At 43.6% G+C, this 26,523-nt stretch carries 27 protein-coding genes; 13 read left to right on the top strand and 14 right to left on the bottom strand.

Annotated features, from left to right (window positions below; all coding sequences use genetic code 11):
* Positions 1-7 precede the first annotated feature (7 nt).
* Entirely contained in the window at positions 8-352 is a 345-nt protein-coding gene (erpA, locus tag AB9H30_RS05460) for an iron-sulfur cluster insertion protein ErpA (RefSeq protein WP_371193633.1), read from the bottom strand.
* A gap of 127 nt (positions 353-479) precedes the next feature.
* Positions 480-1,190: a DUF6776 family protein gene (locus AB9H30_RS05455; protein WP_371193632.1), complete on the bottom strand. Its 711-nt coding sequence runs from the start codon at positions 1,188-1,190 to the stop codon at positions 480-482.
* Positions 1,191-1,251: 61 nt separating this feature from the next.
* On the opposite strand from AB9H30_RS05455, the gene AB9H30_RS05450 reads away from it, so the two are divergent.
* Both AB9H30_RS05450 and AB9H30_RS05445 read left to right on the top strand, forming a co-directional pair.
* Positions 1,252-2,922 (top strand): chloride channel protein, encoded by a 1,671-nt coding sequence (locus tag AB9H30_RS05450; protein WP_371193631.1) that lies wholly within the window; start codon positions 1,252-1,254, stop codon positions 2,920-2,922.
* A gap of 10 nt (positions 2,923-2,932) precedes the next feature.
* Positions 2,933-3,361 carry a CopD family protein gene (locus AB9H30_RS05445; RefSeq protein WP_371193630.1) on the top strand — a complete coding sequence of 143 codons (429 nt, stop codon included), beginning with the start codon at positions 2,933-2,935 and terminating at the stop codon, positions 3,359-3,361.
* Here the strand turns inward: AB9H30_RS05445 and AB9H30_RS05440 are convergent.
* Positions 3,358-4,026: a UPF0149 family protein gene (locus tag AB9H30_RS05440; RefSeq protein WP_371193629.1), complete on the bottom strand. Its 669-nt coding sequence runs from the start codon at positions 4,024-4,026 to the stop codon at positions 3,358-3,360. The two genes, AB9H30_RS05445 and AB9H30_RS05440, sit on opposite strands and share 4 nt — an antisense overlap.
* Before the next feature lie 44 nt (positions 4,027-4,070).
* Between AB9H30_RS05440 and AB9H30_RS05435 the strand changes: the two genes are divergently transcribed.
* Positions 4,071-5,255 (top strand): Nramp family divalent metal transporter, encoded by a 1,185-nt coding sequence (locus AB9H30_RS05435; RefSeq protein WP_371193628.1) that lies wholly within the window; start codon positions 4,071-4,073, stop codon positions 5,253-5,255.
* Positions 5,256-5,927: 672 nt separating this feature from the next.
* Here the strand turns inward: AB9H30_RS05435 and AB9H30_RS05430 are convergent.
* The 4 genes from AB9H30_RS05430 to gpmI all read right to left on the bottom strand — a co-directional run bounded on the left by AB9H30_RS05430 (position 5,928) and on the right by gpmI (position 9,508).
* Positions 5,928-6,317 carry a hypothetical protein gene (locus AB9H30_RS05430; RefSeq protein ID WP_371193627.1) on the bottom strand — a complete coding sequence of 130 codons (390 nt, stop codon included), beginning with the start codon at positions 6,315-6,317 and terminating at the stop codon, positions 5,928-5,930.
* Positions 6,318-6,610: 293 nt separating this feature from the next.
* A complete protein-coding gene (locus AB9H30_RS05425) occupies positions 6,611-6,781 on the bottom strand; it encodes a hypothetical protein (RefSeq protein WP_371193626.1) in 171 nt (56 codons plus the stop codon).
* Positions 6,763-7,962, bottom strand: coding sequence for a murein hydrolase activator EnvC (locus AB9H30_RS05420; protein WP_371193625.1), 1,200 nt, complete (start codon positions 7,960-7,962; stop codon positions 6,763-6,765). The genes AB9H30_RS05425 and AB9H30_RS05420 overlap by 19 nt, the downstream gene beginning before the upstream one ends.
* Before the next feature lie 13 nt (positions 7,963-7,975).
* A complete protein-coding gene (gene gpmI, locus AB9H30_RS05415; RefSeq protein ID WP_371193624.1) occupies positions 7,976-9,508 on the bottom strand; it encodes a 2,3-bisphosphoglycerate-independent phosphoglycerate mutase in 1,533 nt (510 codons plus the stop codon).
* A 206-nt stretch (positions 9,509-9,714) separates the two neighbouring features.
* Between gpmI and AB9H30_RS05410 the strand changes: the two genes are divergently transcribed.
* The 4 genes from AB9H30_RS05410 (at position 9,715) to gpsA (ending at position 12,067) form a co-directional block, all read left to right on the top strand.
* A complete protein-coding gene (locus AB9H30_RS05410) occupies positions 9,715-10,140 on the top strand; it encodes a rhodanese-like domain-containing protein (RefSeq protein WP_371193623.1) in 426 nt (141 codons plus the stop codon).
* A gap of 32 nt (positions 10,141-10,172) precedes the next feature.
* Entirely contained in the window at positions 10,173-10,430 is a 258-nt protein-coding gene (gene grxC, locus AB9H30_RS05405; RefSeq protein WP_371193622.1) for a glutaredoxin 3, read from the top strand.
* Between the two features lie 91 nt (positions 10,431-10,521).
* A complete protein-coding gene (gene secB, locus AB9H30_RS05400) occupies positions 10,522-11,022 on the top strand; it encodes a protein-export chaperone SecB (protein WP_371193621.1) in 501 nt (166 codons plus the stop codon).
* A 37-nt stretch (positions 11,023-11,059) separates the two neighbouring features.
* Positions 11,060-12,067 (top strand): NAD(P)H-dependent glycerol-3-phosphate dehydrogenase, encoded by a 1,008-nt coding sequence (gene gpsA, locus AB9H30_RS05395; protein ID WP_371193620.1) that lies wholly within the window; start codon positions 11,060-11,062, stop codon positions 12,065-12,067.
* A gap of 313 nt (positions 12,068-12,380) precedes the next feature.
* On the opposite strand, the gene AB9H30_RS05390 is transcribed toward gpsA, so the two are convergent.
* The 5 genes from AB9H30_RS05390 to AB9H30_RS05370 form a co-directional block, all read right to left on the bottom strand.
* Complete coding sequence (locus AB9H30_RS05390) at positions 12,381-14,522, bottom strand: TonB-dependent receptor plug domain-containing protein (protein ID WP_371193619.1); 2,142 nt, start codon at positions 14,520-14,522, stop codon at positions 12,381-12,383.
* Positions 14,523-14,533: 11 nt separating this feature from the next.
* Positions 14,534-14,998 carry a tRNA (uridine(34)/cytosine(34)/5-carboxymethylaminomethyluridine(34)-2'-O)-methyltransferase TrmL gene (trmL, locus tag AB9H30_RS05385; RefSeq protein ID WP_371193618.1) on the bottom strand — a complete coding sequence of 155 codons (465 nt, stop codon included), beginning with the start codon at positions 14,996-14,998 and terminating at the stop codon, positions 14,534-14,536.
* A gap of 43 nt (positions 14,999-15,041) precedes the next feature.
* Positions 15,042-16,019: an alpha/beta fold hydrolase gene (locus AB9H30_RS05380; protein ID WP_371193617.1), complete on the bottom strand. Its 978-nt coding sequence runs from the start codon at positions 16,017-16,019 to the stop codon at positions 15,042-15,044.
* A gap of 63 nt (positions 16,020-16,082) precedes the next feature.
* Positions 16,083-17,474, bottom strand: a complete 1,392-nt coding sequence (locus tag AB9H30_RS05375) for an ATP-binding protein (protein ID WP_371193616.1) — start codon at positions 17,472-17,474, stop codon at positions 16,083-16,085.
* Entirely contained in the window at positions 17,471-18,160 is a 690-nt protein-coding gene (locus tag AB9H30_RS05370) for a response regulator (RefSeq protein WP_371193615.1), read from the bottom strand. The genes AB9H30_RS05375 and AB9H30_RS05370 overlap by 4 nt, the downstream gene beginning before the upstream one ends.
* Positions 18,161-18,330: 170 nt before the next feature.
* Between AB9H30_RS05370 and AB9H30_RS05365 the strand changes: the two genes are divergently transcribed.
* A complete protein-coding gene (locus tag AB9H30_RS05365; protein ID WP_371193614.1) occupies positions 18,331-19,137 on the top strand; it encodes a Spy/CpxP family protein refolding chaperone in 807 nt (268 codons plus the stop codon).
* A 131-nt stretch (positions 19,138-19,268) separates the two neighbouring features.
* On the top strand, positions 19,269-19,868 hold the full coding sequence (locus AB9H30_RS05360; RefSeq protein ID WP_371193613.1) for a hypothetical protein: 600 nt from the start codon (positions 19,269-19,271) through the stop codon (positions 19,866-19,868).
* A 29-nt stretch (positions 19,869-19,897) separates the two neighbouring features.
* Here AB9H30_RS05360 and AB9H30_RS05355 read toward each other — a convergent pair whose 3' ends face one another.
* Positions 19,898-20,473 carry a DUF6436 domain-containing protein gene (locus AB9H30_RS05355; RefSeq protein WP_371193612.1) on the bottom strand — a complete coding sequence of 192 codons (576 nt, stop codon included), beginning with the start codon at positions 20,471-20,473 and terminating at the stop codon, positions 19,898-19,900.
* Positions 20,474-20,487: 14 nt separating this feature from the next.
* A complete protein-coding gene (locus AB9H30_RS05350) occupies positions 20,488-21,984 on the bottom strand; it encodes a methyl-accepting chemotaxis protein (RefSeq protein WP_371193611.1) in 1,497 nt (498 codons plus the stop codon).
* 425 nt (positions 21,985-22,409) lie between these two features.
* Here AB9H30_RS05350 and argC point away from each other — a divergent pair, with 425 nt between their 5' ends.
* From argC to AB9H30_RS05330, 4 genes are read left to right on the top strand one after another with little or no spacing between them, the layout of a single operon-like run.
* A complete protein-coding gene (argC, locus tag AB9H30_RS05345) occupies positions 22,410-23,432 on the top strand; it encodes an N-acetyl-gamma-glutamyl-phosphate reductase (RefSeq protein WP_371193610.1) in 1,023 nt (340 codons plus the stop codon).
* Entirely contained in the window at positions 23,429-24,250 is an 822-nt protein-coding gene (argB, locus tag AB9H30_RS05340; RefSeq protein WP_371193609.1) for an acetylglutamate kinase, read from the top strand. The genes argC and argB overlap by 4 nt, the downstream gene beginning before the upstream one ends.
* 13 nt (positions 24,251-24,263) lie before the next feature.
* On the top strand, positions 24,264-25,184 hold the full coding sequence (locus AB9H30_RS05335) for an ornithine carbamoyltransferase (protein WP_371193608.1): 921 nt from the start codon (positions 24,264-24,266) through the stop codon (positions 25,182-25,184).
* A gap of 58 nt (positions 25,185-25,242) precedes the next feature.
* Positions 25,243-26,457 (top strand): argininosuccinate synthase, encoded by a 1,215-nt coding sequence (locus AB9H30_RS05330; RefSeq protein WP_371193607.1) that lies wholly within the window; start codon positions 25,243-25,245, stop codon positions 26,455-26,457.
* Positions 26,458-26,523: the final 66 nt, after the last annotated feature.

Raw genomic sequence — 26,523 nt, 5'->3', positions numbered from 1 at the left:
AAAGTGTCTAAATACTAAAAGATGAGCCACATCCGCATGTTGTCGTTGCGTTTGGATTTGTCACTAAAAACCGAGAGCCTTCTAAACCGTCTGTATAATCGACTACACCGCCCACTAAATATTGCAAGCTCATGGGATCGACAACTAGGATAACGTTGGACTTTTCTATCGTCATGTCACCCTCGTTGACTTTTTCGTCAAAGGTAAAGCCATACTGAAACCCAGAACAACCGCCACCCGTCACATACACTCGTAATTTTAAATTAGGGTTTTCTTCTTCAGCGACAAGGCTAGCAACTTTTTTTGCTGCTGCATCTGAAAACTCAATGGGCATTGCCATTTCAACTGACATGCATACTCTCCAAAATATCGCTTTGATCGCACCTTTGCTTAAAAAAGGCACTCATAAAAATTTCGCTAAGTAATTAGCTACTAATTGACGGCGGATTATGTAATACCTGAGTGATTTAATCAAGTATTCACTGGATTTGATTGAAGGCTTCATCCCAAGAAATAACGCTTGTATAACGACCTCTACGACGGTTGTATTTATATACGTCGGTGACAATTTCAAAGGCTTGCGGCTGAAAATTTTCAGGTAATGTAATGCTCGTACTAATGACTTGAAAATACCTAAAACCATAGTTCAAGGGTGTTTTCGGCTCATCTTGCAACTCACTTAAATCAAAGCTCGCAGGTGATCCATTCAGACTACCGCTAAGCTTGATCATTAAATCGCCTTTTATCGTGGCTTTGATATTTTCATGTTGAAGTAAGATCATACTGACTGAATAATTTTCATTACTAGGAGTCGGCAATACTTCAATGCGCTCAACCACAAAGCCATCTTGTGTTAGTTCTGGCGCCATGACTCTTTGATAAAATCCGATTTGTTCTTTTAGAGTGCTTTCACGAGCTAGGGCTTCCTGCATCGCATTTTGATTTTGTTGACTAGCCAAGTTTGCAACATCTAAGGCGATTTGCATGGCGTTTATGCGAGAGTTAAGAGACTGATTTTCAGAGGCGAGGTTCTCATTACTTTGCTGCATAACTTTAACTTCTTTTTGCAGTCCTCCTTTGTACCAAGAGGCGGTCACGTAACCCAGATAGAAAGTAATACCCAGTACGCTAAATACCAACGCGTAATATTTTACAAATCCTAGGGACTGTTTATCTACACCCAAATTCAAAAACCTCTCCTTTATTCAGGGAATATGCTACGCTATTTTAACGGTTTAAAAGAGTTTTGCCATGTCACTGCAATCCCTACGACAGGCTTTGTCACAACCAAGTACATCCATTCAGTTATGCCTTGTGGGCTTGGCAGGCGGACTGATGTCTGCTCTCATCATTATTGTATTTCGTTGGTTGTTGTCATTATTACACGTGTTGATGCTAGACGGAATTGGCAATTATCAACATCTCACTGACCTATATCGATTTTTGCTGCCCTTGGTTGCCGTAGGGCTAATCATCATCGTGGCCAAACTTACCGGTTTCAAACACTATCGTATGGGTATCCCCTTTGTGATCCATAGGGTGAAACAGTTTTATGGTCACATTCCCTTGCGCACCAGCATCAACCAATTTTTTGGTGGGATCTTAGCTTTAGCGAGCGGATTTGTTGTTGGCAAGGAAGGACCTACCGTGCATTTGGCTGCTTGGGCAAGTCATTTGGTTGGTCAGTGGCTACACGCGCCTTTTAATAGCTTACGGATTTTGGCAGGCTGCGGCATTGCTGCAGGAATTTCTGCAGCTTTTAACACACCCTTTGCGGCCGTTATTTTTGTAATGGAGGTGGTCCTTCGCGAGTATAAGGTGCATATTTTTGTACCCATTATGCTATCTGCGGCTTGTGGTTCAGTGCTGACGCGAGCCGTATTCGGTGATGTGAATGAACTCACTTTCTTACAATTTACGCCGGTTCCGATGTCGCAAATGCCCTATTTAATTTTAATGGGCATTGTGATTGGGATCGCCGCATCAATGTTTAATAAACAGTTAATGTGGACGATGCGACTATTCCGACCCGTGAATATGATTGGTCGCTTAATCATTGCAGCACTTATCACTGGTGCCTTTGGTTATTTTATGCCCGAAGCAATGGGCGCTGAATTTATCAATGTAAATAAGCTTTTTGCCAGCGATCCTGAATTAGGCATGCTGTTGGGTCTATTAGTCGCAAAATTTTTGCTGGCCATAGTCGCCATCGCATTAGGTGTGCCTGGCGGTATTATCGGTGCCGTGATGGTGATTGGAATGTTGCTAGGGGTAGCATTGCTGCAGCCTATTGCGCCTTGGCTAAACGAAGATATGACAACCACATATGCGCTGCTCGGACTCGCGGGATTTTTAGCTTCGGTGCTGCATGCTCCAATGGCTGCACTCTCGGCAGCAATGGAACTTGCCGCCAGCCCACAGGCAGTTTTACCATCAATGATAGTGATAGTAAGTGCTTACGTAACAGCAAAACAGTTTTGTTCAAACAAGTCGCTTTTCATTCAACAATTAGACTACCAAGGCTTACCCTATACAACGTCTGAGGTTCGCGACATGTTGCAACAAACTGGTGTAATGGCGATGATGAAAACAGATATTAAAGTGTTCAAATTTGCGGCGGACAAAACCCTTTATGAGCACCTTCAAGAGCATCCTGAACAAACCACAATCAATCAACATTCTGATGGCTTATCTTCCTGTCAAATTGTTGAGCTTAACGTCAGTTTACAAGACAATGAATCACCACTTACTATGCAGGACACACAAGTCCTTACCCAGCAGCACACGCTTGCAGATGTCTATGATGCCTTGCAAACTAGAAGGCAAGGAGCCGTTATTATTACCGGAATAGATGGGCTAGAAATAAGCGGCGTGATCACCTGGAACATGGTGCACAATTACATGCTAAGACAACAACACTGAGGACTTTCATTTGACGATATTGTGGCTAAAAGCCTTACACGTATTTTTTATGATCGCTTGGATGGCGGGGATTTTTTACCTGCCCAGACTGTTCGTTTATCACGCACAAACGAACGAACAAGTCGTTAAAGACCAATTTAAAATAATGGAACGTAGGTTATGGCTGTTTATAACGCCCTTTGCATTACTGACGTTAGTTTTTGGCCTTATCATTATGTATTTATATGGTAGCGATTGGCTAAAAGTCAGTGCTTGGATCCATGCAAAATTAGTAATCGTTGCGCTTTTTTATGTCTATCACATCTATTTATGGCATTTGGTGAAGGTCTTTGCAAAAGATCAGAACACTCATAGCCCTTTGTTCTATCGTTTTTTGAACGAAGCGCCAGTACTAGCATTATTAGCCATTGTGTTGCTTGCTATTTTAAAGCCCTTTTAGTCTGCTTGTTGCACAAAGGTCTCAAATTGGTTTGGTAGAAACCCCGCTAACTTTCCCGAAATATATACATATTGCTGCAGTGTGATATGCAAAGACTGAGCAATTATCGGCAGCTTTTCTTGAAGGTGATGTTCGCCGCGTTCCTCGGCCTGCTCGATTGCCGTTTGAGGGTCCGCAAAGGTAGTAAATACCAATAGGCAGTGCTTTAAATCCTTTGCCAAGGCCGGCGCATCCTCGGGACGTTTTGCTTGCATCTGCTTCCATGCCGAAGCCCAAAGTTTTTCACTTGATTGATGTGCTAACATCAAACCCGAGCAATACTCACTAAGTTCATGAGTATCATTTAAAGAGCGGTATTCTGCATAGCTTGGCAACTTCAAGCGTTGGTTATTCATACTGGCTAGCGTTTCTTTAAAAAAACCAAACAGCTGATCAAAAATAAGTTCGGTTTGCTCTGCGCTCTGAGCACTCTCGCTTAACTGCGGCCGAGCAGAAACTGTCCATGGTAACCAAGTATCAGGCATTGGGATCTCTGGGCTAGCGCAGGCGCCGGTGATCGCACCCTCAACAAAATAGCGTGAGCGCAAAAATTGGACATGTTGTGGCTGCTCATAGAGCGCTTGTAAATTCATAAATATAAAAGTTGGCAAGCATGAAATAGGCATGCCATCATAACTCAACAGATTCAGAACACCAAAGGAGATAGCATTTGCGTTCAGCCGTTAAGGGAATTATCGTCACTGCAGCGTTCATTGGTCCTGGCACAGTCACCACTGCATCATTGGTGGGCGCTCAACTTGGTTATCAACTAGTATGGGCTTTAGTTTTTGCACTTTTTGCAACGTGCGTCCTACAAGAAATGGCTTCACGCCTAGGTACGGTTACGCAATTAGGGCTATCACAAGCCATATTGTCTCAACATCAACATAAAGCCTGGAAACTGTTAGTAACAATCTTAATTTGTACCGCTATTGGCGTAGGTAATGCAGCTTATGAGGGTGGTAATCTTACTGGCGCCGCGCTGGGTCTCAGTGCAAGTTTTGGTGGCAGCATTGCTATCTGGTCATTAAGTTTAGGAGCTTTAGCGGCACTATTATTAATGAGCAATCAATATCGCATCATCGAACGCATATTAATAAGCTTAGTTGCCATCATGAGCTTTGTATTTTTAAGTTTAATGGTAGTCGCTGGTGTCAACCCTGATAACTTCTTTTCAGGGCTACGCCTAGACATCGGACTATTTAGCGACTACGCACTATTGCTAGCCATCATAGGCACCACTATTGTGCCTTATAATTTATTTCTGCACGCTTCTATGAGCGCGAAAGATGCGCGTCAGGGTCTTAAAGAGAAAGGTGCAAAGACAGGCTTGTTTGCCTCTATCGGGCTGGGCGGTTTAGTCACCTTTGCGGTTATGTCATCGGCAGCCACGGCCTTTTTTGCAACCGGTATAGTGATGGACAGAGGTAATATTGCGAGCCAGTTAGAGCCTCTATTAGGAGAGTATGCTGGTTTATTCTTTGCCCTTGGTTTGTTTTCAGCGGGCTTAACCAGCGCAATTACTGCCCCCTTAGCCGCTAGTTATGCGATTGCTGGCTTGTTTAATTGGCAAGCTGAACTCAGTGATTGGCGTTTTAAAGCCGTTAGTCTAGCGATTATTGCTGTGGGTGTTTTAGTGTCGGTATCAGGAGCAAAGCCTTTCGCCATTATCGTGCTTGCGCAAGCTTCAAATGCGGTCTTATTGCCAGTATCGGCGGTGTTGTTATTGGTGGTCTGTAATAATAAACAAATGATGAAAGAGGCACGAAATACGCTGCTGAATAACATCGCCGCGGCCCTTGTTGTTATAACTGTGTTAGTGCTTGCGGGGTACAAACTATTAAGCCTGGTATAGCTCTACTGCCATTCAAAAGTTGATAATGAAACTCCATTTGCGAAACAACCATTCTTACTTTTTTTACTATCTGTCATTTGCCGCTTTCGAACGTCCGTTTTCGACTTTTATCCTATAGCTTTCTTCAAAAGTGTCCGATACCGAAACCGCAGTCGTAATGTGATTAGCAGAATAAAAATCGAGACTAACAACACATTGGAACTTAAAAACCCAATTTCAAATGGGCTAAATAACCTGAACTCTGGATAAATATAATAGAGAAACTCGACCGTACTATGCCTAAAAAACAAAAATAGTGCTTAATCTGACGACAACTACTAATGTTGATAAATTTTTCGAGTCTAGGTCTGAACTTGAGCACTAGCCACGTGATCTACTCTTGAAATGAATTCCCAGCTCCGAACATCAACTTTATTATTTCTTCTGATTTCTATCTTGTTGTCGGTGACATAAATAACTGCATTCATGAAAGGTAGCGTTAATAGTCCATGAGTAGTCATATACAGGCACCCGTCACCTAATAATACGGCAGATAAAATAGCTAAAACTTCATAACGCTGATAACCAAACTGGTATTCCCAGACAATATATAGAAACGGCTCGCATAATCTTCGAAGGCGCACCGTGTGGATGTCTGCGAGAACGACAGTGAGTGCTTGCTTGAGTTAATTGTTAGCTTTTGGTGTCATATTTTAGCAACCTCACCTTTACAAAGTAAGCTATACAAGAAACCGGAATAGAGCTGACCAAGCTTAATAAAAAAATAATTTCTATAGATGATAAAAAGTCACCGCTTGTACTAAATACAATACTCCAAAAAACTAAAAAACAAACGAATGCTGTTAGATACTGTGCATAAAATGGCATTTCCCTTCTCCCGCCTAATTTATGAAAAGCCAATTGAGCGGTCGCAAATATGGCCCCTAATAATGCATCGGAAAACACCGAAGAATATGAATAAGTATTGGTGAGAAAAACAACCATCGTTGCATTCAAGAGCATGGTCAACGATACCCAATAGATATACACCCATGCTATCACTCGATTTTTGACCGAACTCATAAAGAACCTAGCGCCCAGCAATGGTGCATACCGACAGTCGAGTCGAGCGAACGAACGAACGAACATGAACTAGGCATCTCTGTTGAATCATTTTTTAGCAGTCCTTATTCTGCGCCAAGCTATTATTTTTTTAGCCTTGGTTGTTCATCCTCTCCTATGACAGATGCGCCATGAAACTGTGGATTACCGCTATAACCATATGGACCAATCACTCTTAACTTAGTTGAGTTGAGTGTGCAAAATCATTCCGAGTTTTTCGTTCATATGCCTGATACCCGATTAAAACTAAGGACTCAATTTCGATGTCTTTCGGGAAATATTTGGGTTGCAGCAAAACTGAATCGCATAATACGCATTGACTTGCCTAAGCTGTTTTCATCTGCAATACCCTGCACCGCAGCGTCAATGTTGTCTCTTAGTTCGGCATTTTGCAGGCGATAAGAATCTACGCTCTCACTAACCATAAACTTGGGTTTAGCGCTTTTCCCTTGTGCCTAATTTCAAAGTATAAACCTGGCTGGGCTTGACCACCGCTATTACCAACTAAGCTTATGGTATCACCGGCCATGACGACATCACCTACGTTTTTTAATAAGGCTTGATTGCGACCATAAACCGTCATATAGCCATCACCATGGTCAACAATCGTGACTAAACCAAAGCCCTTTAACCAATCTGCATAAAGTACTTTGCCATCGGCAACAGAATTCACTGGCGTGCCAGAGGGAGAATTGATCACAATCCCTTGCCAACGCACTTGCCCCTGTCGACGCTTACCAAATAATCGGTCTATGCCACCAGAAGTAGGCACTATCAATCTACCTTTGAGTGCGCTTAAACCTAGCAACTCTATAGTGCTCTTATCGCCCCGCTGGGCTGCACTTCTTGCCGCAATTTCTGCCTGCTCTATAGCGCGCATCAAGCTTTGTTCTTGTTGACTCAATTGAGCCACCCTAGCTTGGTCTGACTTTATTTCAGCATCTAGATTTTTAAGTGTAATTAACCTCGACTGCTGACGATTTCGCAGGTTTTCGGCCTGATTGCGCTGCTGAGCAATTAATACGATTTGCCGATTTTCCTTTTCACTGAGTTGAGCCTGTATGTTTTCAAAGCTGGTAATAAGCTCCCGAAACTGGGTAATCTGATCAAGGCGAGCATTATTTAGATATTGATAGTAAGTCAAAATTCGTTCAAATTTACCGGCATCATCTTGATTAAAAATCATCTTGGCAAAATCATAGTTTCCTGCCATATACGCACTTTTAATTTGATTCGACAAATACTTCTGCTGCTCCAACATTTTAGTCTGAATTTGTGCTTTTTCTTTGACCAGTTTGCCTATTTCGCGGCGTGTGCTGCTGAGCGATCTGTCGGTTTGATTGAGCATGGTGGCAGCTTCAGCAATTTGTAACTCAGCTAGCTTTAGTTCTTGCTGCAAACGATCAGAATCTTCTAACTTTTCCTCTAGCTGCTCTTTCGTTTGTTCGATTAAAGACTGAATATTTTCTAAGTCACTTCGTTGATCTTGCGCTGCGGCCGTGAACAATAAACAAATAAAAATGACAGCGCTCAAAGCACCTATTTTTATAAGTTGATAAAGTTGTGCTACCAAGACACTGTCTTTAGCACGCAGCAAAAATTGCATTCAAGCTTAACCTTTAAGTTGTGAGCGTAACAATTGGCGTACCTGTCATTTCGCTGGGTTGCTGCATCCCCATTAAATGTAACATAGTTGGTGCAACATCACTGAGCGTGCCATTTGCCCGCGCAACCGCCTCTCTGCCGAAGTAAATAAATGGCACCGGCTCACTGGTATGTGCGGTATGTTCCACTCCGGTCGATGGGTCAACCATTTGTTCTGCATTACCATGGTCTGCAGTAATCAAGCATTCTCCACCTACTTCCTTTAATGCGTCTATAATCCTGCCAATACATCTATCTACCGCTTCACAAGCTTTCACTGCAGCGTCAAAATTACCAGTGTGACCGACCATATCGCCATTTGGAAAATTACAAATAATCGCATCGTACTTTCTCGCTAGGATAGCCTCGACCAGTTTATCTGTAAGTTCAGCGGAGTTCATTTCTGGTTGCAAATCATAAGTCGCAACATCAGGTGATTGAATCAAAATGCGATCTTCACCAGGATATTCATCTTCTTTGCCACCGCTGTAGAAAAACGTCACATGGGCAAATTTTTCGGTTTCAGATATCCTCAGTTGCGTTTTATCATGTTTTGACAACCACTCTCCCATCACATTGACTAGGTTCTCCTGAGCAAAAGCACAAGGCACTTTCAATGTACTTTCGTATTCAGTTAGCATAACAAAATGAGTACTGGCAAATCGATTCCGAGTAAATCCAGTAAAATCTTTGTCAACTAAAGCATGTGACATGGCTCTTGCTCGGTCTGCCCTAAAGTTCATAAAAATCAGCGTATCGCCATCTGCGATCCCCGGGTAATCGCCTATCACAGTGGCTTTGACAAATTCATCGTTCTCGCCTCGTGAATAGGCTTCTAGCAATCCACTTTGAGCGTCTGCAGCAGAATATTCGCCCTCAGCATCCACCATTAAGTTATACGCTTTAGAAATACGTTCCCAGCGATTGTCTCTATCCATTGCATAATAACGACCTACTATCGAAGCGATTGAGACGCCGTCTAAACCATCGCACACCTGCTGAGTTTCTGCCAAATACTTTTGAGCGCTGCGCGGCGGAGTATCTCGGCCGTCTAAAAATGCATGTAAATAGACTTTTTTTACACCTTTTTGCTGAGCCAGACTGAGCGCAGCAAAAATATGGTCTTGATGAGAATGAACGCCACCGTCAGATAACAAACCTAAAACATGCACCGCTTTGTTATGTTTTGCAGCCTGTTCGATAGCTTCAACAATGGCAGGATTGTGAGCAAATTCGCCGTCTTCTATCGCTTTGGTGATTTTTGTAAAATCTTGATAAACGACGCGGCCCGCGCCAAGATTGACATGACCAACTTCAGAATTCCCCATCTGCCCATCGGGCAATCCAACATCGAGTCCAGAGCCTGAAATCAGGGTGCTTGTATACTCTTTAGATAAACTGTCTAAATTTGGCGTGTTAGCTGCAGCAATCGCATTATTTTTGGTTTCTTCGCGGTAGCCCCAACCATCAAGAATGATTAGCGCAAGCGGCGTTTTTTGAGAAGTCATTACTTTCCTTAGTGGGCGTTATACTCATTAGTCGGAATCGACGTTAAAGCAATAATTTACCAGTATTTAAGGCGGGTATAAACAACAAAACAATATAAGCGCAAGTTATTAGGCATAGTAAACAAGTTAGCACGTGTTTTTTATGACTGCTTTCTATATAATTCGCGTTCTTAAATTTTAGATGACGCCAATAGGAACTGATCAACATGGACCAAATTATTGAATTTGCCAGAGATAACCTAATTTTATCCGGAATCTGGATAGCCTTAGTGGCAATGTTGGCATATTCCTTCATTAGCCCTTTATTATCTAACGTTAAACGTGTTGATAATCATGGCGCGACACTGCTGATCAATAAAAGTGATGCTGTTTTACTAGATATACGGCCATTAAAAGACTTCAAAGCTGGTCATATTGTAGGTGCACGTCATGTGAAACCTGAAGAAGTCCGCGAAGCAAACTTTACAAAACTTGAAAAGTTCAAAAACACACCCATTGTTGTTGTTTGCGCAATGGGGAATCTAGCCGCAGGCACCGCAAGTAAAATGTCTAAGCAAGGATTTACCAACGTGAACGTACTTAGCGGCGGCATGGGTGCTTGGCAGTCTGCCGGGCTTCCTGTAGAAAAATAGCTCTCGCGCAACCACATAAACAAGGTAACAACATGCAAAATGTAGTGATTTATACCAAAGATTATTGCCCATACTGCAAACGCGCAAAAATGCTGCTCAGTCAAAAAGGCGTCGAATTTACCGAGTTTGATTTGGTTCAGAAACCAGATTTGAAAGCTGAAATGGTGAAGCTCGCAAACGGTCGCACAACCGTTCCTCAAATATTTATTGGCGATATCCACGTAGGTGGATGTGACGATTTATTCGCTTTAGAAGCAGCGAACAAACTCGATGCGCTGTTAGCCAACTAGTCTACAAAATATATAAATTAGTAAAAGTAGTTCGTCGACAATAAATTATATTACGGCGATTTTTTAAACATTTAAAAAGCAGGTAACGTTCATGGCAGATGAAGCAAACAATACACAAGCAGAAGCTAAACAAGAAGTGCAATTTAATCTTCAGCGTATTTATACAAAAGATATCTCATTTGAATCTCCTAACTCTCCCGCCATCTTTCAAAAAGAGTGGAAACCGGAAGTGAAGTTAGATATTGATACGCGCACTACTGAGCTTGATAAAAACTTATACGAAGTAGTCCTATCGGTTACCGTGACCGCGACTGTGGGTGAAGACGTTGGGTTTTTATGCGAAGTACAACAGGCGGGTATTTTTGCTATCAGTGATATGCCAGACAATAATAAAGCGCACATGCTTGGTTCTTATTGTCCAAATATGCTGTTCCCTTATGCACGTGAAGCGATATCTAATTTAGTTAATCGCGGCACCTTCCCAGCGCTTAACTTACAACCGGTGAATTTTGATGCTATTTTTGCTGCTTACGTTCAAAAACATCGTGAACAGCAGGGTATTAAAGACGACGCACCAAAACTAGATTCATAAACTAAGCCGCTTTTTAGTCGCTTAAATAAGGCGAGTTATGTCAAATGCTCAAACACCTGTCAGCGTATTTGGTGCCGGTTCTTATGGCACTGCCCTAGCGTTTTGTTTGAGTCGCAATATGCACCCTACTTACCTTTGGGGGCGCAATAGTGATGACATGCTCGCAATGCAGCAAAGTCGAAGTAACGAAAAATATTTAGACGGCTTCCGATTTCCTGATTCCCTGCATCCCACATCCGATCTACAGACCGCAGTGCAAAGCAGTGACTTTTTGCTTATTGTCGTGCCAAGCCACGCTTTTAAAAACATGCTAGAAGCCATAGCGCCATATGTTATGCCCCACCATAAATTGATTTGGGCCTCCAAAGGACTCGAACCTAATACCGGTCGATTTTTGCAAGACGTCGTTACTGATGTATTAGGGGATACCATTCCAAAAGCGGTATTGTCGGGCCCTACTTTTGCTAAAGAGATGGCTGCCGGCTTACCCACGGCAATCACACTGTCCAGTACCGATTTTGAATTAGCCACTCGCTTTAGCCAGATGATACATAACCCTAAGAGCTTTCGAGTTTATTTGAACGATGATTTGATTGGCGTGCAGTTGGGTGGTGCAGTTAAAAATGTTATTGCCATAGGCGCTGGCTTGGCCGATGGGCTGGGTTTTGGAGCGAACGCGCGTACCGCATTGATTACTCGTGGCTTAGCTGAAATGACTCGCTTGGGCGTTAGTCTAGGCGCAAGTCCTGAGTCTTTTATGGGTATGTCGGGTTTAGGGGACTTAGTATTAACCTGCACAGATAATCAATCTCGCAACCGGCGCTTCGGACTAGCCTTAGGCCAAGGTCTAAGCGTGGAAGACGCCATTGATAGCATTGGCCAAGTAGTTGAAGGCTATCGTAACACCGACGAAGTGCATATCCTTGCCAACAGACAAGCAGTAGAAATGCCGATTTGCGAACAAATATATCAAGTCTTATATCACAATAAACCGGCCAAAGAAGCCGCTGTAGATTTGCTCAGTCGCGAACAGAAAAGCGAATAAGCACATCGATATTTCATCTATCAATTGACTTAGCGTGCAAGTTCTAAGGTACTAGCTATTGTTTAATATTACTTTATATATCTCGAGCGTCTAGGCGGCCAGGGTTTGTTTGCGCTTGAATCTTCGCGCGCACTCGGTTTTGGGCGGTTTGAGCACAAACAAAACAGGCTAGAACCCTACCATTGTGAGGTCTTTGTCTACACTAATTGCCAATGAATATACAACTCATACTGACTTATGGCAGGATTCTACCCCACGACTTTTCTGGGTTGACTAGCATTTGACATGCTTAATTTAGTTTAAAAAATGCTGTTCAAAAGCGCAGCCTCACACCTGCATTTACGATAAAGCCATCGTTACGCGACCATATATCGGTAGTCCATTGGCCACTCGGTGCGCGCATCGGCAATACTAAGGAATCTTCTTTTGTTTGGCGTATATTTAAAAGATTCTCTGCGTTAATAAACCAGCTAAACTGACCAAGCGTAATTTCACCTAGTAAACCTAAGTGCCAATAAGGCTGACTTTGTTGTCGATAAGGATTTGCGTTTAATCTCTGAATACCGGTGTAATAAGCTTCAAAACCCACCCTGAAACTGCCATGCTGCTCCCACATAGCTACAATCCCTGCTGAATGCTCAGGAGTGAGGGCAAGACGCTGGCGACGATCGCCGGCATCATTAAGCTCTGTAGCATCCAAATACAAGTAACTGGCGGTGAGCTTTATATCTTGCCATTTGTAGCGCAACATAAGTTCAGTACCATAAATTCGTGATTCACCTGCAGCATTGACTAAACGCACGCGATCCAATGACCCACCACTTTGTGAAGCAAACGCCTCTAGCTCCGTAACCCCCTCAACTCTTGACGAAAACAAGGTCACATTCGTTTCAAAGCTGTCGAATTGATACCCAACATCAATAGACGAGGTCACTGCTGTTTCTTCTTGAACATTCTCTAAAGGTGCAAGGCGCGACAAGCCAGCAGCCTCAATCTCTTCAACAAAAGGCGTCGGCGCAAAGTAGCCACGACCATAGGACGCCCTAACTGTAAGATCGTTGGGACGATACAACAAAGAAATACGAGGGCTGAACTGAGTGCCAAACTGGCTGTGATCATCCACTCTGGCGCTCAATGAAGTAGACAGTTCTTCGCTAAATTCATAATCGGCCTGTGCAAACAATCCAGGCACGTCATATCCATAATTAAAGTCAGGAAAATCTTCAGATTCAAAGCGCTCAGACTGTATTGCTGCACCTATTACCCATTGCCCGTTCAAGGTATAGCCCGACAAAGTGCTTTCAAATAAGTAACTTTCATGGCGATCATTATCAACTGCATCGCCAAAATGTTTATCATGATTTTGCAACATTGCAGAGCCACGTGCTGTCCAGCTCAAGGTATCGCCCAATGGACCATTAGCAATAAAACCACCATCAAAGCGTTCGCTGTCTTGTGTTTGAGCAAAAGGGTTACCGTCAGGCACTATTTGCCCAGCTCTGGTGCCGCCTTCTCGCTTCTCAGTCATCAAGCCTGCTGTAACATATAGGCTAGTGCCGCTTTCACTTTCATAAAACAATCGGGGCCGAGCGGTAAATCGCTCGTAACCCGCCATATCTATCCAGCCGTCGTTGTCAAAGTCTTGAACACTTTGATGATGCGCACCGCCGGTTATAGATACTGCCAGTGCTTCACTAAGCGGCGCTGCGAGATAAGTAGTAATGTCTTGTCCATCTTGACTCGTCGCATTTAACAGTACCTCGCCCTCAGCTTGATCGCCAGGCCGACGTGAAATTAAATTGATCACACCACCCATGGCTGAGCCACCATACAAAGAGGACGCCGAGCCCTTAATTATTTCAACGCTGGCAAGATCAGTCGGTGGGATTTGTAACAAACCAATCGATGATGCCTGCCCGCCATACAGCGCTAAGCCATCGTTTAATAATTGGGTATAGCGACCGTATAATCCTTGCAGACGGATGTTTGCGCTGCCTAAGGCTGGAGAGGTAGTTTGAACTCGTACACCACCGGTTTCTGCCACCAGCATAGAGATATTTCCCGGACGCATAATGGCTTTTTCTTCCAGCTCTTCGCGATTAATGACCTCTACCCGAATAGGCTCATCATTTGCAGAGCGACCTAAACGCGTAGACACCACGAGAATAGATTCAAACTCGTCGCCGTGTTCATGATGACTATCATGCTCATGTTCGTGATTATCCTCATGTTTGTCATCGCCTTGCTCATTAGCAGCGGCACCTGCGTGATCTAATGGGTAGTCTGATTGCCGCTTTGCATCTTCAGGCGCTGTATTTTTGCCACTATGCTCATAAACTTGCGGTATACCTGTCTTCAAAGCACTTTCAGAATCTTGGGCTTTAGTGATAAAAGGCACTATTACAAATGCAATAATACTCAACCAGTAGATTTTATTTAAATTGAAACAAACCATAGCAATACTAATTACCTTGCGTTGGAATAACCAAGTTGACGCCAGCTTTCATATACAAACACCGCCACCGCATTCGATAAATTCATACTGCGACTGTCCGGTGACATCGGGATCCGGACTCTACACTCTGGTGGCAAGGCAAAAATAACATCCTTTGGAAGGCCTCTTGTTTCTGGACCAAATAGCAAGGCATCGCCAGCGGCATAACTAACATCTGAATGAAAGGTTTGGCCTTTTGTGGTGCAGGCAAATACACGTTTCGGCTTTACTAAATCTAAGTAGTCTTGCAAAGATGCGTGGCGTGCAACGCGAGCGAACTCATGATAATCGAGGCCCGCGCGCCGAACCTTTTTTTCCTCCCAATCAAATCCCAATGGTTCGATTAGGTGCAAATTAAAGCCAGTATTGGCGCACAGACGAATGATGTTTCCAGTATTGGGGGGAATTTCAGGTTCGTAAAGTACAACGTCTAACATGATTCTCGATACTCTCGCGAAGATGCGGGGATTCTAACAGAGCTTAGCTTAAAAAGAACTGCAAAATCCGAATAACGGCCTGTTGTCGAAAGCGGTCTTGCTCAAACAAAATTTCATGCCTTGCACCAACTATTTCTACTAGCTCAGCGTTTGGCAAACTAGCAAACACTTGGTCAATGACCTCGTTATTCACAATTTCATCACTGCCAGCTTTAAAGCCTAATACCGGTGTGTCAATCCTATTCGCATGCATAACGATGTGGTCCATTGCATGTAAAGCTGCCGCTAACCATTGAAAAGTAACGCCACCTAAACGAGCATCCACATTATCGTTATAGTACTGCTTGAACCAATCGTAGCGAAGCTTACTACTGGTCAGTTTGTTTTCGGTAAAATCGACCGCTTTGTAATCACCCTGACCGAGAAAATATCCAGAGCTAATGCCCAAGATCCGGTGCACTGCTGCGCCTACTGTCACCAGCAACCTCGCAAGTCTGTCAGGGATTGGCGCTTGAATACCATACATTGGCGAACTGAGAACCGCCTTATTAAACAGCTGCGGATATTTTTCTAGCAGCAAAGTTGCAATTGCCCCACCCATGGAGTGCGACAATAGATATTGGGGTAAATCTCGCTGTTGGTATTGAGATTTTAAATCCTGCATTACGCCGCTTATTAGTGCGGCTGAATCCTCAACATAAGCGTCAAAATCCTCAACAAACCCGTGTAAAGGGTTTTCGGTTAAGCGCCCAGACTGCCCTTGTCCAATATGATCAAAAGCAAACACTGAGAAACCATTTTGATGCAGTTCATCCATTAATTCGGCATATTTCACCACCGATTCAGCCCGTCCCTGCATGATCACCACCCAAGCTTTTGCTGAGGGCTTAATCACGTAGCGATAATGCAGGTGATAGGTGTCGGAGCGCTGCCAATCGCCCACCTGCATTTTTTCGCTGATAAATTTAGGCAGTGCTACTTGATAATAACTTGCCAGCTGTTGTTCATTACTCAAATACACAAGTTTGCAGATTGACCATGTTTATAAGTGACCATATTAATAGAAAGATAGCGCCTATTATGCCTACCTTGGCAGACTAATGGTAAATCGCAACCCACCGTGCTGGGAGTGCGTAACCAAGAGGTTTCCATCATGCAGATTCACGGCAGCTTTTGCAATCGCTAAACCTAAACCTACGCCTTTTAAAGTAATATTGGAAGTATGTTGTGATTGATAAAATGGTTCAAATAATTTACCAAGTTGCTCATCAGGAAGACCTCCCCCATTATCATCAACGTGCACAATTATCTGCTCTTTGCTCACTGATATTTGAATCCAAATCTCGGATTTTGAAAACTTGATAGCATTGCGGGTAATATTCTCAAATGCACTTATTAGGGCTGCAGGGTCCGCACGTAATTGAACAGAGGGTAAAGCAGAGCTAGTTAAATGCTTGCCCATAGCCTGTGCCTCAAATTGCAAACTCTCTAGAGTATCAGAGAAAAGTTCGTCAAATGTAATTTCCTCAAATTGCGGCCCTTCAGCAAGGAACAGGCCATTACTAGCATTTTGCATGCGCGTTAACCGCAGTATTTGTCCAATCAGCTTATCCATGATGATAATTTCGTGCTCAATTCGAGACAGGTATTCGTCGTCACTGTATTTGTCTTGCAACATAGCTACTGAAAGCTGCAAGCGAGTAAGCGGAGTACGTAGCTCATGAGAAACATTTGCCATCAATAAATGCTGCTGCAGCATACTTGCGTTTAGTTTGTCTGCCATTAGGTTGAAATCGGCGGCTAACTGTCCGATTTCGTCTTGACGAGTACTTTGATTCGGTACTCGGGCAGTTAAATCTCCATCGGCAAAAGCCCGACTGACGGCACCAAGCTCACCTAGCGGCTTGCTCAAACGCCAAGCTAAAAGCAAACAAAGTAAGGAGCCGAGAGTAAGCACCACCACAAGAGAAATTCCCCATGAAGCAGGTGGGCGCTCATCCCGCCGCAGCAATCTACCGACAAACAGTTTGTACTCATAAGTGCCTGACGGCACCGTAAATGGGCCAATAAATTCTATACTAGGAGTGGTGACCATCAGTGTTTGACTTGACTCAGCTAGCTCAAGTATCGGTTGTTTTGATGGCAACATCGGCGCCGGAAAACCCAAAATGAGATCTTTGCGAGGAATATCAACAATCATTAATTGCCAACGGCCTCTGTTGGCGGCTCGTCTTAAGGCTCGCTCTGGTGATAAACCTCTATCCAATGCATTTTGCACCGATTCAGATATTCTTTCTGCTTTGGCAAGTTGCTCAGCATTTGGCTGCGACACATCAACTGGCAGACGAGACAGTCTTGCCAACAAAAATGCAACAATAAGCAATAAACTTACTGACAACCAAAACCAAATAAAGATTTTTCCAAATAAGCTATTGGTGGGTTTAAGTTTATGCAAAATGCCAAGCAAGCGCGTCATTCGCTTGGCGCCGCCATCATATATCCATTGCCTCGCACAGTTCGAATGATCTCGGTTGCCCCGTGATGCGCAAGTTTTTTACGAATATTACTTACGTGCATATCTAAGCTGCGGTCAAAGGGAGCTAATTTTCTGCCAAGCACTTGTTCACTGAGTTGGTCTTTGGTCAAAAGCTGTCCTGCGTGCTTCATTAATTGCAACAACATATGAAACTCTGTACCAGTCAATACTATTGAGGTTCCGTTTACTGAAACCAGATGACTTGCTTCGTCTAATTGTATGCCATGTAAACTAAATTTTTTGGCAGCAGCGAATCCCGTGTTGCTATCAAGGCGCCTTATTAATGCCTTCATTCTTGCCAGTAGTTCACGGTGATTAAAAGGCTTAGATAGGTAATCATCTGCACCTAGTTCAAGACCCAATATTTTATCGTAGTCGTCTCCCTTGGCGGTAAGCATTATCACAGGGATATTTGAGAATTGACGAAGTTGCCTAAGGGCCTCAAATCCATCCATTATGGGCATCATGACGTCTAATAAAAGTAAGTCATAATCAAGTTGCTTGAGCATCTTTAAGCCGCGCTCTGGGCTGTTTGCTACTGCCACATCAAACTGCTGCTGAAGCAAATAATCAGACAATAAATCGGTGAGCGCCATGTCATCATCGATGAGGAGTACTTTGTGCATAATTAGATGCCCTGCTGTTGTAAATAATGCCTTGAATGGTAGCGATATTTTATGGCCTCAATATTACACCGACACCATCTTTACACAACCTTTACATGGTCTTGGCGTTTCTTTGCATTAGATTGGTTATTATAATTTTCGAACTCAGCAACCCTCTTTATGGAGAGATTATGAAACCTACACTTTTAGCCGTTACCTTAGTATTTTCGTTAGCCGCATCACAACTTCCATCAGCCTATGCGCATGGACCTGAAAACGGGCAGCGAGGTGAACACAAATTGTTTGCTTCATTAAATTTGAGCGAATCACAAAAACAAGATATCGGCGAAATACTCAAACAAAGCAAACAAAACAATGCTGTATACAAAGGAGAAAGACAGGCGATAGTAGCGCAAATGCGAAACCTGATGGATATGCCTACTTGGGATCAAAGCTTAGCCGAAGATATAGTGTCTCAGCGAGTCGCCCACGCCGGTCAAATGAAATTGAACAAAGCTACGGCACAACATCAAGCGTACAACTTACTTGACGAAACACAGCAAGCGGCCTTATTGGATAAACAGAGTAAACGCCAAAGTAAAGATAATAAGCGTGAATCCTTCAACATTAAAAGGCTCGAAAAGCGACTCGGTCTTTCCGCTGAGCAAGTCACTGCGATTGAGCAAATTCAAGAAACTCATAAACTGCAGAGCAAAACATTAAACGCTGACTTAAAAAGCGCTAGAGAGGCAGAAAAAGCGATTATCTTTGCATCGACGTTTGACCAAGATGCTTGGCTAAACCTGCAGAATGAAGCCCAAGCAAGCCGCGTTGAATTTGCATTAACAAGGTCTTACGCACACTATCAAATGCTAAGCGTGCTAGACGATGAACAAAAGGCAAAATTTGAAAAAATGCTTAACAGAGCCGCAAAAGGCAAACGAGGCAACAAAGGCAACAAAGGCAAAAGCAGTAGACAAAATACAGACCAAGCCTAGATAGCCTGCTCAGCAGTAAATTAGGTTGCGTTTGCTAGCCTAGCAAGTATGCTTTGGTAATGTTTCAAAAAGTAGCGACGGCTAAACCATCGCTGCTTTTTTATGTTCAAACCATACAAAGAAGACTCTCTATGCCACGCAACTCTATAGCCATACTTTTTCTAATGCTGATGCCGTTTTTAGCGCAATCACAAGAGGCACCCTTAGTGTCTATTCCCACTCATGACGCTTTTTTTGACAACATCGCCAAGCATTGCTCAAAAGCATATAAAGGCGAGGTAGTCTTTGATAACGACCCCAGCCCAGCGTTCGCCCAAGAGTTAGTGATGCATGTGCGAAAGTGCACAGACTCACAGTTGCAGATACCCTTTCATTTGGGCGACGATGCATCGCGCACTTGGATCATTACTAAAACCGGCAGCGGTTTGAGTTTGAAGCATGATCATCGCAAACCAGACGGTAGCAACGATCCACTGACTATGTACGGCGGTCATACCGTTGATGCGGGTTATGCCCAGGCACAATCATTTCCGGCGGATCAGTATTCCAAAGAGCTATTTGTTAATACAGGCATTCCACAATCGCTTGGCAACACCTGGCAAATGTTTATCTACGAAGATAAATTCACCTACCGGTTAACAAGAGAAGGACGTGATTTTAGAGTAGATTTTGACCTTACTAAGCCAATTGACCCTCCGGCTGCGCCTTGGGGATATGAAGATATTGAATAAACTCTTATGCCCTTGCTCTAGCTAAGACCTCAGATAGCCACTGGCTGATGACAATAACACCCTTTTGCCTCAGCGTTGATAACACTCTCTGGCTTAGTGCTTTGATTGTGCTGGGGCATACTGAGAAGCTTACGACTGACGATACTGTCTACTTTTCCTGAGCGACTAAAACAGCCGCTACCCTGAGAGTATGGACCAAAATATAGAAGTTGTTCTTTGTCGTTGATTACAGCAATGGCTGGAGTTGAAGGGATAAATTTTTGCAGCGCTATATGCTGTTCAATATCTAAAGTGACGACATTAGTGTTAGTATTTTCGACGAGCAAATTCAACTTTTTAATATGAGATCTAGCTAAGGTTTGACAGAAGCAGTCGTTGGGCGAGGTTAAATGCACAATCCTGTTTCCCTCAGTTGCTTTTGCGAGGCTTAAAGCTGAAACAAAATCACGCTCAAAATCTAACGACATAAGCTGCATAGCTAATCGATTATCATGATCAAATGTCTTAGAAGTGCTGCTACCCATAGCAATGACAAAGCCTGAAGCGACGCCAAACCAAAGCAAAATAAAGGCCCATTGAAGTGATTTTTTTATTCCGCAGTTCACTTTTAAGTGCCTGACTAATTTATCTGAAACTTGCCAAGCTGTTGATCTAACTCTTCAGTGAGACGATTGAGCGCAATAACGTTATGTTTAAGTCCTTCAACTTGAGCTTTTTCATCTGAGAATAAGCCGTTTAAATGCTCAGCAGATTGACTAATGGAGGCGGAAGTATTTGCCTGAGCTGAGGCAGAGCCGGCGACATTCGTTACGTTGTTATTAACCACCGCTATGCCATTTAAGACCTCTTGCATGTTGTTAGTTGCAAGCTCAGAGGACTCAACCGCGATATTAACCATCTCTACACAATTTTGCATATTGTCTACAGAGTGGTTGGCGCTATCGGTCAACAAGCTGGTTATCTTTTCAATTTCTTCGGCGCTTTCTTTAGACTTTATCGCCAAATTACGCACTTCGTCGGCCACGACCGCGAAACCTCTGCCATGCTCGCCAGCACGGGCAGATTCAATAGCGGCATTAAGTGCAAGTAAATTAGTTTGCTCCGCAACACTTTTAATCGACTGCATCACTTGTGAAATGTTTTGGCATTTGTGACTCAAATCACTGATTGCTTCAGACGTCGTCTGCAAAGTAGACTTTAATTGACTAATATTATTTTTGCTGTCAACTATCGCCGTCCGCGTATCTTCTGTTTTGCCTCTTGCGCTACCTGCATGTTCATTCGCATCAAAAGATAAATCTGCAACCTCCTGAATTCTTTGAGTCATATCCCGCATCGCAGCGGAGATCGAGCTAACTTGCTCATACTGGGCATCTACCGTGTCGTCCAAATCGATAGATGATTTTTTAACTTTGTCAGCAAAAGATATTAGCTCAGCACCTATATGATGCGCCTTACGTACAAGCGCTTGAACTGCAGCAATCATTTGATTGAAATTAGCAAGATGTCCTTCATTGAGCAAATTCGTGTTACTTAAATTAATTTGGCCATCTCGACCAATCATATTTTCAATTGTCATTTTTAATTGTGCGGCCGCATCCGCTTCTTTACGAGATTTGTGCGCGACAAACGTCAACACCGCGCACTCCACTATAGCAAACGTTGCATGAATCAATAAAATGGTAAAACTTGGCGCACTGTCTTCAAATACTATTATCCCTCCACCCATATGCTGCACAGCAAAACCACCTATGTGGTGTGCAGCAATGACCACGGTACCCGTAATGATGACCTTCCAATCTCGGAAGAAAGATAGGAATGCCAAAATAACGAATACTTGGAAGTGCATTTCGGTCATGCCCATCGTCTGTTGGATATGCAGAGCGGCCATTAATTGCGTTGACATCGCAACAATATGCCTTGATATCGCTGTGCTTGGTGAAGTGATTCCGTAGAGGATAGCCGGAACTACAATCAATAGACCTAAGGCCATACCCACACCAAGTGTGTCTGTAATATAGCCAATAATACCGCTGAGCAGCAGTTGTGCTATGAGTAAATACCGAAACATCGCATGGGTTTGTTGATGCTCTTTAATATTGTCTATGTTAGCCATATTCTTTTCTAAACATGAGGTCAATAATTAATCTATCGGCAATCATGAAAAGAATTTGAGGTATACCAAAAAATTGGAAAGCAAAAGATAGTGCATATTATTTCACTTCCTTGAGTTCAAATGCTAATTTTAAAACAATTAATGAATACTTATATATTTTATTTGCATATCTATTTTATGTGTATTATTCTTTATAACACGTCAAAAACAGTGATGATTTGCGCTTAAACACCGAAAGTCAACAAAGGAAAAATAATGGTATTGGTCTCTCCCAAGACATGTTACATAGTCACCTATCGACGATAGGTTTAACCTTTGCAAATATGCAAAGTCCCTTATGTAACGCCTAGAAAGTTTGATAGCAGTCAGCATCACGAAGTCGGCTGTTGTCAGACTCCTTTTTTTATATTGAATTAAAGAAATTTATGCTTACTACTTGTGTAATGGGTGCCAGTGGCTACACCGGCGCTGAACTTTTAAATATTCTATACTCGCATCCTGATTTTGAACTCAAAAGCTGCTTTGTTTCGGCAAATAGCAATGATGCCAACAAATCTATCGGGCAAGTGCATCCCGCTCTTTCACATATAGGCGGTTTGACGATGCAAACATTGTCAGACGATCAGGTGAAAAGTATTGGCGAACAGCACGATGTGATATTTATGGCCTTGCCCCATGAAGTCAGCCATCACTGGGCTCAGGCACTGAGCACTACAAATACCGTTGTATTTGATTTATCGGGCGCATTTAGGCTTAGCCATGCTGGTGAGTTTGCTGAGCACTATGGTTTTACTCATGAGTATCCGGCTTTGCTTAATAAGCGTGTATACGGTCTTGCCGAATGGTATGCAGACGAAATCGCCAAAGCAGGCAATCTTATTGCTGTGCCGGGCTGCTATCCGACTGCTTCCTTACTCGCATTGAAACCGCTGCTCAATGCGCAGCTTTTGAATCTAGAGCATATGCCAATCATAAATGCCGTTAGCGGCGTCAGCGGTGCTGGTCGAAAAGCCTCCATGACCACCAGTTTTTATGAAGTAAGCTTACAGGCTTATGGCGTGCTAGGCCACCGGCATACTCCAGAAATTGAGGAGTTTGCGGGTACTAACGTTATTTTCACCCCACATCTAGGTGCCTATAAAAGAGGCATTCTTGCTACGCTTACGGCCTTCGCCAAAACACATGTTAGCAAGTCTGATATAGACCAAGCGTTTGAAAAAGCCTATGCCGATAAACCCCTCGTCAGATTATGCGGGCATTGGCCAAAAGTCGATCAGGTGGCACATACTCCATTTTGCGATATACATTGGGCGTTCGATCCATCTAAACAATGTGTTGTGGTGACATCAGCCATCGATAACTTATTGAAAGGTGCTGCCAGTCAGGCTGTGCAATGCGCAAATATTCGCTTTGGGCTGCCAGAAACTGCAGGATTGGTGTTTTCATGAGCGAACAAACCTCAATCATCGTGATTAAAGTCGGTGGGCGTTTTTTTGATGAATTATTGGCAGTAGACGGTAATAAGCACCCGCTTTTATCGGCGATTAAGGCCCTTCAATCACGTGGTAAACAGGTGGTTTTAGTGCATGGCGGCGGAGACCAAGTTCAAGCTCAACTAAAAGCACTGAATATGCATAGCGAGAAAATAGATGGATTGCGAGTCACCCCATTTAGTCACATGCCAGTGGTTGCCGGTGTGCTTTGTGGATATTTAAACAAAACCTTAGTTGCACGAAGCGCATCGATTGGCTTAAAGTCGGTCGGCATTAGCCTTGCCGACGGCAACATTGCCGAATGCGTGCAGGTGAGTCAACACTTAGGTGCTGTTGGCAGACCTATTGCAAAAGATGCTGCCCTGTTGAAACAACTATTCAACAACAATATGCTGCCTATTGTTGCCTCAATTGGCACAGACAAAACCGGAAATTTGTACAATGTGAATGCCGACCATGCCGCTATTTGTATTGCGCAGTTGTTAAATGCCAAGTTACTGCTATTGTCTGATGTTAGTGGCGTCCTTAATTCAGATAAAATCAAACTCGCGCAACTTAACGCTAAGCAAGCTCAACAAATGATTGACGATAAAATCATCACCGACGGCATGATTGTTAAAGTGCTAGCTGCTCAAGACTCAGCCGACTTACTTGGCTCTGCAGTGACGATTGGCAGTTGGAATGACTTAAGTGCCATGACTGAAAACGATACTGTTTTTGGAACACAAATTTTTCCTCGCGCCGAAGCGGGCGCAAACCCTCACATGCAATAAAACAGGATATTTCATGCATCAGGACTTACTCACGTTTCTTAATTGGACCAAAGAAGACGCAAACAAATTGCTCCAATTTGCGCTAGATTTAAAGCAGCATCCTCAAAAGTATGGCAAGCTCCTCGAGGGACAGTCGGTGGTGGCTATTTTTGAGAAACCTTCCCTTCGAACTCGCGTGAGTTTTGATATTGGCATCAATAAACTTGGTGGCCACATGGTGTATGTTGACAGTCAAGGCGCCGAGCTTAAGAAACGCGAAGACCCAGTAGATGTAGGTGCGAACATTTCCCAATGGGCCGATGCCATTGTCGCCCGCGTATATTCTCATGAAACCTTAAATGGTTTAGCTGATGGCGCCGACATACCGGTTATCAACGCCTTATGCGACAAATATCACCCTTGCCAGGCCTTAGCTGACTACATAACTATGCATGAGCATTTAGGTGCCGTGGCTGGTAAAACAATGGCGTACGTTGGCGATGGCAACAATGTCACACATTCGCTGCTAATCTTAGGCATATTGTTGGGTTGTCATCAAGTTGTGATCACCCCTGCCGGCCATGATATTGACCCTAAACTGCTTGGCGACATTCAAGCTCTAGCAAAGGCCCAGAATGTTAATCTTATCTTTAGTAACGATATGCAAGACCTTAAGCGCTGCGACGTGATATATACCGACACGTGGTTGTCAATGGGCGACGAAACGCCCTTACAAACTATCAAAGACGCGTTTATGCCGTATCAGGTTAATCGCGGTTTAGTTGAAGCAGTTCAGGCGAGTTTCGTTATGCACTGCCAACCAGCACATAGGGATCTAGAGATCACCGGCGAATTGATGGATTCAGAGCAATCACTGTTGATGGCTCAGGCCAATAACCGTATGCATGCTCAAAACGCGATCTTAAGCTATTTAATGACCGATCGAGAACTATAAGCGCGCCAGCTCTGCGCTCATAGAGTTCGATCTTTAAACCCCATTTAAAGGAACAATCATGTCAGATATCAAAAAAGTAGTATTGGCCTATTCTGGTGGCTTAGACACCTCAGCAATTGTGCCATGGTTAATAGAAAACTATGGCTGCGAGGTAATAGCCTTTGCTGCAGATGTTGGTCAAGGTGCAGAAGAACTGGAAGGTTTAGAAGCGAAAGCTTTGGCGAGCGGCGCTAGTGAATGCCACATCGTCGATTTAAAAGAAGAATTTGTAAGGGATTTTATTTACCCAACCGTCACCACCGGTGCGGTATATGAAGGTGAGTACCTACTTGGTACATCAATGGCGCGCCCCGTAATTGCAAAAGCGCAAGTTGAGGTGGCCCGCAAAGTAGGCGCGGACGCACTGAGCCATGGGTGTACCGGCAAAGGCAACGACCAGGTCAGATTTGAAGGAGCGTTTGCGGCCCTCGCCCCAGAGCTAAAAGTGATCGCTCCTTGGCGCGAATGGGACATGGTTTCAAGAGAAGACTTACTGAATTATTTAGCCAGCCGTGATATCAAAACCTCTGCCTCGGCGACTAAAATATACAGTAGAGATGCGAATGCATGGCATATTTCACACGAAGGCGGCGAGCTCGAAGACCCATGGTGTGAGCCTAGCAAACAAGTTTGGACCATGACGGTTGACCCAATGGATGCGCCCAATACACCAGAATCTGTCAATTTGCGCTTTGCTCAGGGCAAATTGACTCATGTGAACGGCGAGGCATTATCGCCTTACCAAGCCCTAGTAAAACTCAATACGATTGCCGCCGCCCACGGAGTTGGACGCATTGATATTGTCGAGAATCGCTTAGTCGGTATGAAATCTCGCGGATGCTATGAAACACCGGGAGGCACAGTGCTGGTCAAGGCATACAAAGCCTTAGAAACGCTCGTATTAGATAAATCTGCCCTAAAGTATCGCGAGCAGATTGGATTAGAGTTCGCGCACGTGATGTATGACGGGCGTTGGTTCACTGCACTAAACGATGCCTTGCTTGCAGGCGCCGCCAGCTTCGCAGACATAGTCACCGGTGAAATTGTGGTAAAGCTTTACAAAGGTACTGCCAGCGTTACTCAACGCAAGTCACCAAACAGCCTATATTCTGAAGATTTCGCGACTTTTGGTGCTGATGACGTATACGACCAATCGCATGCAGAAGGATTTATCCGATTATTTAGTTTATCAAGCCGAATCAAAGCATTAAAAGCTCAGGGCGGTGCAAACTAGGTCACATTGATTGACAGAAATAGTGTCTAGATAGTGTTAGGCACACTTTTTTGTTTGCATTGGCTG

Origin of the sequence: Glaciecola sp. SC05 (genome assembly GCF_041380235.1) — a bacterium.
Taxonomy (GTDB): domain Bacteria; phylum Pseudomonadota; class Gammaproteobacteria; order Enterobacterales; family Alteromonadaceae; genus Glaciecola.
This window is presented reverse-complemented; position numbering and strand designations above follow the sequence as displayed.